The 8647-nt window shown below is 50.3% G+C and carries 6 protein-coding genes; all 6 read left to right on the forward strand.

What is annotated here, in order from left to right:
- Window positions 1-71 precede the first annotated feature (71 nt).
- Window positions 72-596, forward strand: a complete 525-nt coding sequence (locus tag PHW04_08410) for a prepilin peptidase (GenBank protein ID MDD2715899.1) — start codon at window positions 72-74, stop codon at window positions 594-596.
- Window positions 593-1024, forward strand: coding sequence for a TadE/TadG family type IV pilus assembly protein (locus PHW04_08415; protein ID MDD2715900.1), 432 nt, complete (start codon window positions 593-595; stop codon window positions 1022-1024). Before PHW04_08410 ends, PHW04_08415 begins: the two co-directional genes overlap by 4 nt.
- On the forward strand, window positions 1008-2450 hold the full coding sequence (locus tag PHW04_08420) for a HAMP domain-containing sensor histidine kinase (GenBank protein ID MDD2715901.1): 1443 nt from the start codon (window positions 1008-1010) through the stop codon (window positions 2448-2450). The genes PHW04_08415 and PHW04_08420 overlap by 17 nt, the downstream gene beginning before the upstream one ends.
- Complete coding sequence (locus PHW04_08425) at window positions 2443-3759, forward strand: sigma-54 dependent transcriptional regulator (GenBank protein ID MDD2715902.1); 1317 nt, start codon at window positions 2443-2445, stop codon at window positions 3757-3759. Before PHW04_08420 ends, PHW04_08425 begins: the two co-directional genes overlap by 8 nt.
- Before the next feature lie 199 nt (window positions 3760-3958).
- The gene (locus tag PHW04_08430) at window positions 3959-6724 is read left to right on the forward strand and encodes a pilus assembly protein TadG-related protein (protein ID MDD2715903.1); all 2766 of its coding nucleotides are present in this window, start codon (window positions 3959-3961) and stop codon (window positions 6722-6724) included.
- 143 nt (window positions 6725-6867) lie between these two features.
- Window positions 6868-8647: hypothetical protein (locus tag PHW04_08435; GenBank protein ID MDD2715904.1), on the forward strand; the 1780-nt coding region annotated here is incomplete at its 3' end.

An 8647-nucleotide genomic window follows, 5' to 3' on the forward strand; every position in this document is an offset into this window, starting at 1 on the left:
TTGCATTTTGCAATGCAATTTATCGTAATTTGAGATACAATTTGTAAATAAAGCCTAAAATCGGAGTTTTCATGTCAGGCACGGAGATTGCTCTAAATTATTTCGGTATGACGATTTACATCTGCGCAATCCTTATCTGCATCTGGTCAGACCTGAAATATCGGAGAATTTATAATTGGGTCACATTCCCGGCCATGTTCTGCGGAATGATCTGGCGGCTGATTGCTGGCGGCATCCCTTCTCTGAAAGACGGCATGCTGGGGCTCGGTCTGGGTTTCTGCCTGCTCGTTCTTCCCTTTCTGCTCCATGGAGTGGGAGCAGGGGATCTCAAACTCCTGATGGCCTGCGGAGCGTTCAGCGGAGTTCAGGGAGTGATTTTCATCTTCCTGGTTGGATCTGCTCTGGGATTCTTCGGTTCTCTGTATACAATCATGCGGCACGGCGGTTTCGCCAACCTGCATCAGAAGCTGCAATCGATCGCGAACAAGGAATTTCTGGCTAAAAAAGCTGAAAAGCTTGAAAAATCAGAGGGCATTCCCTATGGTGTCTTTTACGGACTGGCGGGAATCGCTCAACTATTCTGGGGGAAATTATGAAAAAAAAGGGACAGAGCGTCGTCGAAGCGGCACTTGTGCTGCCGATGATCCTGATGGTGATATTCGGCATCGTGGAATTCGGCCAGCTTTTCAATTACAAGCTCACCTTGAATTACGCAGTGTCAGAGGCGGGCAAGGCGGCGGCACTGCGCGACAGCCCCACCACGCTTACTTCCATCATCAATGCTTCAGTCACAGGTTTCACAGTGGCGGCCAACAACATCACGATCAGTTACAAGGATGTGAACGGCACTGCAGTGACTTATTCCACCTCAACTGACGGCAAAGTCTATTTCACCAATCCCACCCAGGAAGTGTTCTGTACAATTGTCATTTCTTATCAGTACGAGCCATATCTTCCCTTTCCTGTGATCACAACTGAGCAGTTTTTCAACCTCCAGTCTTCCTCTTATGTCAAAGTTCAATAGGCGGCTCCCGCTTTTCTTCTTCTGCCTGGCTTTCTGCTCGTTCTATCTGTTTCTGGGAACTTCCAGTGCCTTTCTCGCACCCTTCTCAGGCGGATTGTATTGCCTGTTGTTCTCCCTGTTCCTGCTGGATCTGATAGCAGTTCCCGGAAAATCCAGAGCCGCCCTCTGCGGGATCTTTCTGCTGTTTCACCTCAGTTTTCTGCTTCTGCTCGCTATTTCCTCAACATTCCCCGAACGTTTTTATTTCCTCTACAGCACGATTTTCAGCGTGCTGATGCTCACCTCAATCCAGTTTCTGCTCTCACTCAAAGACGACCTGAATGTGGAGTTCCAGTTTCTGAACATTTACATGATCTTTTATCAGTGCTTCAGTATCTTTCTGATCATCACAGAATCTAAACCGCTTGAAACCCTGCTTGCAAACCCTCTTTTCACTTTTTTCCCGGTCGTTTTTCTGCTGATGCTCGGTTATCTGCTTTTTTTCCCCAGGGAGCGCATCAAACTGTCTCTGAACTATTTCTTTTCATTCCTGATCTTCATTGCCATCCCTTTCACTGGAATGGGCCTGTTTTTGATCAACAGCTTTCAGGGCAAAACCACCATCATACTCAGCAACACCAATCTCTCCCTGGAACTCAAACGTTTCTTTTCCTTCTTTTTCGTGGTGTTGATCGGCCTGCTCCTCTCATTCATCTATCTGATCCTGAACAAGTTCTATTCAGCGCACAGCCAGCTCCTGGAATACGAAAAGCGCAATATCGCCCGCCAGCGCCTGGAATCCCTGGGCAGGCTCTCTGCCTCCATCGCCCATGAACTAAACAATTCACTTTCCTCCATTCTAGGCTTCACTTCCCTGCTCCTGGAATCAGAGCAGAAACCTGAAAACAGGAAATACCTGGAACTGATCAAGAACGAGAGCGAACATCTGGAAGGGAAGCTCGCGGAAATTCTCAACTTTTCGCGCTCCGGCCATGCTACATCGCCTGTGAATCTGCTGGGATTGCTCTCTGAAACAGTGGAATTCGTCAGGCAGAATCGCAGCCTGGAGAAATTCTCCATCACCCTTCCGCAGAAACTCGATGCAGTGATCCTTGCAAACCCTGCTGAAATCAAGCAGGTTTTTTTGAATCTGATCCTCAACGCAGCCGAAGCCACTGATCACAATGGTTCCCTTTCAATCAGGTCAGACGAGGACGGGCAATCAGTCAGGCTCTATTTTCAGGATAACGGACCCGGAGTACCGGAAGAAATGACGGCCAAACTGTTTGAGCCTTTCATCACCAGCAAACGCGAGGGAAACGGGCTGGGCCTTTTCATTTCAGAGCAGATCATGCTCAAATTCGAAGGTGAAATCGCTCTCTGCAAGGCAGAGCAGGGCGCCTGCTTCCTGCTTAAATTTCCCAAAGAGGTAGTTAAAAATGGTTAAAATCCTGGTGGTCGACGATGAGCAGAAAATACAGTTTTTGATCTCTGAAAGCTTGAAAAGCGAGGGCTATGCAGTGGAAACCGCGGGCAGCGCTGAAGCTGCCCTGGAAAAAATGGGATCAGGGTTCGACCTGATCCTGACTGACCTCAGAATGCCGGGTATGGACGGATTCGACCTGATCAAGAGCATCCGGAAAACAGACCGCCAGACGATCATAGTAGTGATGACCGGTTACGCCACCATCGACAATGCCATCAATGCCATCAAGGAAGGCGCGGACGAATACCTGGCCAAGCCGATCAAGCCCTTTGAAATCAGAAGGCTGGTCAGGCGGCTTCTGGAAGAACGGAATCTGCAGAGCGAAAACCTGAAGCTCAAGGATGAACTGAAAAAATCATACAGTTTCGAGCAGTTCATCACTCAATCCCAGGCAGTGAAAGGAATATTCCAGAAACTTGCGCAAATCATCGATGAAGACACCACGATACTATTGACAGGTGAATCCGGCACAGGCAAAGATCTGCTGGCACGCCTGATCCATTTCAACAGCCTGCGCGGGAAGCAGCCCTTCATCACCTTCAGCCTGGCTGCCCGTCCTGAGCAACTGGTCAATTCGGAACTGTTCGGCTACAAAAAGGGCAGTTTCACAGGAGCCCAGGTCGATACTCCTGGAGCGATCGGAAAGGCGTCAGGAGGCACTCTGTTTCTTGACGAGATCGGAGAATTGAAGCCTGAGATCCAGGTGCATCTCCTGCATTTCGTGCAGTACAAGGCTTTCACCCCTGTGGGCGGTGCTGAGGAAAAGGCAGACGTGCGCCTGATCGCAGCCACCAACCGTAACCTGGAATCAATGGTCGCTGAAAACCGCTTCAGAGAGGATCTGTTTTACAGGCTGAAAGTGGTGCATTTCGAGATCCCACCGCTTCGGGAACGCAAAGAAGACATCTTTTTATTATCCCATTTTTTTTTGAATCAGTTCAACAATCAGTATCATAAAAACGTGCATTTTTCGTCTGGCTGCTATGATCAGCTCTCAGGATACCCCTGGCCGGGAAATGTCCGGGAACTGCGGCATTTTGTGGAACGGCTGGTGCTGTTCTCAGATTCAGACCTGGTGGAAGACATTTCGTTCGAGACACCGCAGATCGCAGGTGACAGTGGAATCGATGGGGACTGGCCTTCTATAGATGACCTTAACCGCCGCTATATAGAGCGGGTGCTGCGCCACACTGACGGCAACAAGCAGAAAGCTGCCCAGATCCTGGGAATAGATCAGTCCACATTATGGAGAAAGCTGAAACAGAAATGATTTCATAAGTGCGAATTGCCACGGCTAGACTTAATGTTTTTTAATTAATCATATTGATCATTATCCTTGCGAATTGCAATGGTTTTGTTTGCATTTTGCAAAGCAATCAGTACAGGGTCTTAGAGAAACATGGCAACCATCTATATGGTATTCTATTTGCTCTATAATAAGTTAATATTAAAATAAGTAAGGAGGAAGTATGCAGTATAACCACAAAATCGGGAAAAAGGGCGTCTCGCTCGTGCTCGCCGCCATCTCCATAGTAGTAATGATGGGCATGGCTGCCCTGGCGATCGACGTGGGCAACGGCTATATGCAGAAATCCAGCCTGGACCAGGCTACCCAGCTCGCGGCACTCTCAGCTGCCCAGTGCATGGGTAAGGGTTTTTCGGCAGACCAGATTTCAAGCGAGGTCAGGACTGTCTTAAACAACAACTGCTCTGCCTCGGCCCAGATCAGCTACAATGTAGTCAAAGGCACAGAGACCTGCTTCATAGACGCGCAATTGAATGTGCCGTTTTATTTCGCCAAAGTGCTCGGATTCACTGATGTCACTCTCAATTCACAGGCACTGGCCGAAGTCTGCGCAGACGGCTCAGCCAGGCTGATCAAGGAAAATACCTATGATCTCGTGCCATGGGGCATCCCGCACGGCAGAACCACCTATAACTCTACAGAACAGAAACTTTACATCGACGGTGTCCTGGCAGACAACTGGACTGAAAATTCGAGTTTCCAGTTCTACCAGGGATATGAATACCTGCTCAAACTGGGGCTGGGACAACCGGCGGACGCCATCGGCAGAAAAATCCTGATCCCAATGGACAGCACAGGCGACTGCAATCCGACTGACGCCAATGACCCGATCTGTCCCGAGGTCGGCAGCCACGTGCAGGCTGACTTGATCAAAGCATACGGACTTGTTTACTGGTGCCTGCAGAACAATTACGCTGTGGACTGGCTGCTGGATTACAACGGCGGTTCCTATCTGGTGGATTACAATGCAGCGATCCTCTCAGCCACCAGCGCCACCAGCCCTACAGTGAACTTCTCAAGCGTCAGCAAGATCACGCTGACCGCAGCCCAGGCAGCCACGCTTTCCAACTGGCTCGCTGCAAACAACAGCAGCGAAGGCAGACCATATCAGATCGTGCATGTCACAAATTATCCGCAGGTGGCTGTTTACACAGCCAATGTCTATTCACCCGGAGACCTGATGCCCTGGGGTCTGCAGGACAAAACCGGGACCTATCCATTCGGCTACGAGCTGGGAATTCAGTACACTCTGAAATACGGCAGCGGTGCCAACGGCACCTACGGCGCCGGAAACTATGGCGCTCTGACCCTGGGTGGAGAAGGTGCAAGCGTTTACAACAGCAATATTATCAATGGAGCTTCCAACCCCAACGGCGAAACCTACTATGTGGGTAAATCGATTTATACCAAGACCGGAAACATGAACGGCCCCACCTGCGACGGACTGCAGACCAGGATCAATGCCAACAAGCTTTATGTAAAAATTCCTGTTGTTTCCACCCTGGACGTGAACGGCAAGAAAAGCACGACCATCCGCGGATTTTTAAATTTCAAGCTCAACTCAATTGATTCTGGAAACAGCTGGGTTTACGGTACTATGGTTGACAAGATCCCGACCGACCAGCTCTCCTATACTGTCAATGAGGACAGCAACAGCGAGGTCGTTGCCAAAGTGCTGAAACAGGCCGGCATTCCTTTCTCCTGGATCCACGACGCAGGAGTGATCGACGGCACAATCAATAATTACGACTGGCTTTATACGCATCACGAGGATTTCCAGAACAACCAGGTTCCTGCCAAGATCGCCCAGTGGGTTTCTGCAGGACATTATTATTTCAACATGTGCTGGGCCACTGACCGCTTCGACAATGCTCTGGAAGATTACAATCATGATACATTCGGCACAGACACCTCCCAGTACATTCCCCGCATGTTCTTCAATTCTTACTCAACCAAGCAATATTCTGCCTGTTACCGCTGCAGCAGCAGTTCAGGCAGCGACTGCGACGCCTGCAGATACTCAGGCTGGGTCTGGGAATGGGTCAAACACACAGATGTCAATACGAATAACAACCCGACCTATTCACTAAGTCCAAGGGACATCATGCAGACCCAGAATCACGTCACAACCATTTCTGCTGATTCCGGTACACTCGGACGCACCAATGCTTTCAAGCTTCCAAGCCTGATCTCTACCCAGAATATCTATGCCAAGAATAATTCCGCTGCAGGATATAAATACGGCATCTACGAATATTTCACTTACAGCAGCACAAACTATGCTAAAGCTATGATCAGAGAATACAAGATCAATTCCACTGACCTGGGCGGGATAGTCTGCTTCATGGGTGGGCATGATCCCTCCAATACCCCGGCTTACCGCCTGATCCTCAACAATGTGATGGCCAGCTCCATTGCACCTGCAGTCTCAAAAACGGCACGCACCAATTACGGGGCCCTGGACCTGGACAATGCCGACGACGGGCTGACTACCGACTCGGACGAATACCTGACCAACATCGAATACGGCAACAAGTATTTCCTGGCTCCAGGAGCGATTATCGACACCCTGCCTTACAACCTGCCTGACCAGACCAACACAGGCGTAGCCTTCAACGTAGGGGCAGACACCAGCACCTGGAACAGCCATGCTACAGACAGCCAGCGGATAGTGCTGGTACCGATAGTGAGCATCAGGAAAGCAGACAATTCCCTGACCTGTGTCTCTCCAGACAATACCTCACAAGCCCCGAAGAGCGTTTACGGCATCTATCAGAGGGACAAAGTGAGAATGAAGGGGATCGCCAAGTTCTGGCTGCTGGACGTGACCAAGCCCGGCAGTTATGAATCCACTCTGGGTCCGATCGAAAACGGCCAGGTGCGCGGAATTTTCCTTGGATATTACATCTCACCGGTTGATGCGAAATAGGGAAGTTGAAATTGTTTTCCATTATCTTGCAGGGGCGATTCAATCGCCCCTTCTTTTATTGTACTGAAATTCAAATCGAATCTTGCATTATTGTCATCTCTTTAATAATATTTTCAAAATAATTTTCAGAAGGCAGGTGGATCATGAAAAATCTCGGGAGTTTGACGTTAATCGTAGCTCTGATGGGAATCTTAGCGTTACAGATCCCGTCATTCTCCCAGACTGCCGAAATTTCTCTCAATCCGGGCTGGAATCTGATCAGTTTCGGAATGCAGCCGTCGAGCCAGTCCATAGAAGTCATTTTCAACAGTGTGCCAGCTATGAAATATGTAATGGGATTCATGAGAAACCCGGCCGACGAGGGCACTGAAGGCTTCAAAACTTACATGAATCTCGAAAGCCTCAAGGACTTCTCAACTCTGACGACAATGGACGGATATCACGGCTACTGGGTTTACATGAATCAGGCAGCCACGCTGGAAGTGACAGGAACAGCCATTACAGACACAATGGAATGGACAGTGTCGCAGGGCTGGAACCTGACCGGCTACTGGCTTTCCTCATCCAACAGCCTTCCCACACTGGAAATCCAGACCGGCACTGTGATCGATTCTATTTTCAACCAGACCTCCATTGACGGTGTGGTCAAATACATCATGGGATTCTACCGCGGTCAAGGGGACGGCGGCAGTGAGGGTTTCCGCTCCTTCATGAACAATCCGGCCATCACATTTTCCAACCTCAGCAAACTGGACCCGAAACACGGCTACTGGTTTTACATGGACGGACCAGGAGTACTCAAGTATCTCTCAGGCCTGCCTGCCCGCACCCTCACCGGCATCACGATCTCTCCGTCTTCCATCAACCTTAACCCTGCCGGGACGTACAATCTGAGAAATACTGCTGTGACAGCGACATTCTCCAATGGCAGCGAAGAAACAGTCACCAGCATCGCCTGGACCAAAAAGAGCGGCGGAGGAACCATCAGTGAAAATATCTTTACCGCACCTGGCTCTGAAGGGACAACCGGACTGCTGGCCAGCCTGACGCTGCGGAACATTACTGCCACAGCCGAACTGTCTGTCACGATCACTGCAGCACCGCTTCCCATGCATCTGCTGACAGTAACGCTCAGCCCTGCTGAAGCTTTGACAGCCGGTGCCCAGTGGAGCATGGACGGCGGAATAAACTGGAAATACAGCGGGGACACGGTCGAGCTTCAGGAAAACACGGCTTACACACTTGAATGCAAGACACTTTCCAGCTGGGCCAGTCCTGCAGTCATCACTTCGGTGATGGGCAGTTCCGATACAGTAAGGACCCTGATTTACACTGCAGCATCCGGGGCAGCCTGGACCCTGGCTACCGGTACAGCACAGTGGAGTGTTAGAGGGCAGTATGCCAGCCTGGTCTTTGACAATAAAATGTGGGTCATGGGCGGAGCCTTGGATACATACGGCCTCGGCTCGCTGAACGATGTCTGGAATTCGACTGACGGTGTAACCTGGGTTCAGGCCGGCACTGCTGCCTGGAGCGCCAGGTCAGCCTTCACTGCTCTGACTTTCAATGACAGGATCTGGCTGCTGGCAGGATACGACACAGGCAGTTCTCATTATAAAAACGATGTCTGGTCTTCTACAGACGGCATAGCCTGGACCAGAGCCACTGCCGGAGCCCCGTTCACAGCGAGAAGCTCCCATGCCAGCGTGGTCTTTGACAACAGGATCTGGATGCTTGGCGGATGGAACGGCACCAATCAAAACGATGTCTGGTATTCGATGGATGGAGCAACCTGGAAACTGGCGACTGCCGGTGCAGCCTGGTCAGCCAGGGACGGGCACTCCTGCCTGGTCTTTGACAATAAGATCTGGGTGTTCGGCGGCAGTAGCGGCGGCTATAAAAATGACGTCTGGTACTCGTCAG

The sequence above is a fragment of the Candidatus Wallbacteria bacterium genome (assembly GCA_028687545.1).
Taxonomy (GTDB): domain Bacteria; phylum Muiribacteriota; class JAQTZZ01; order JAQTZZ01; family JAQTZZ01; genus JAQTZZ01.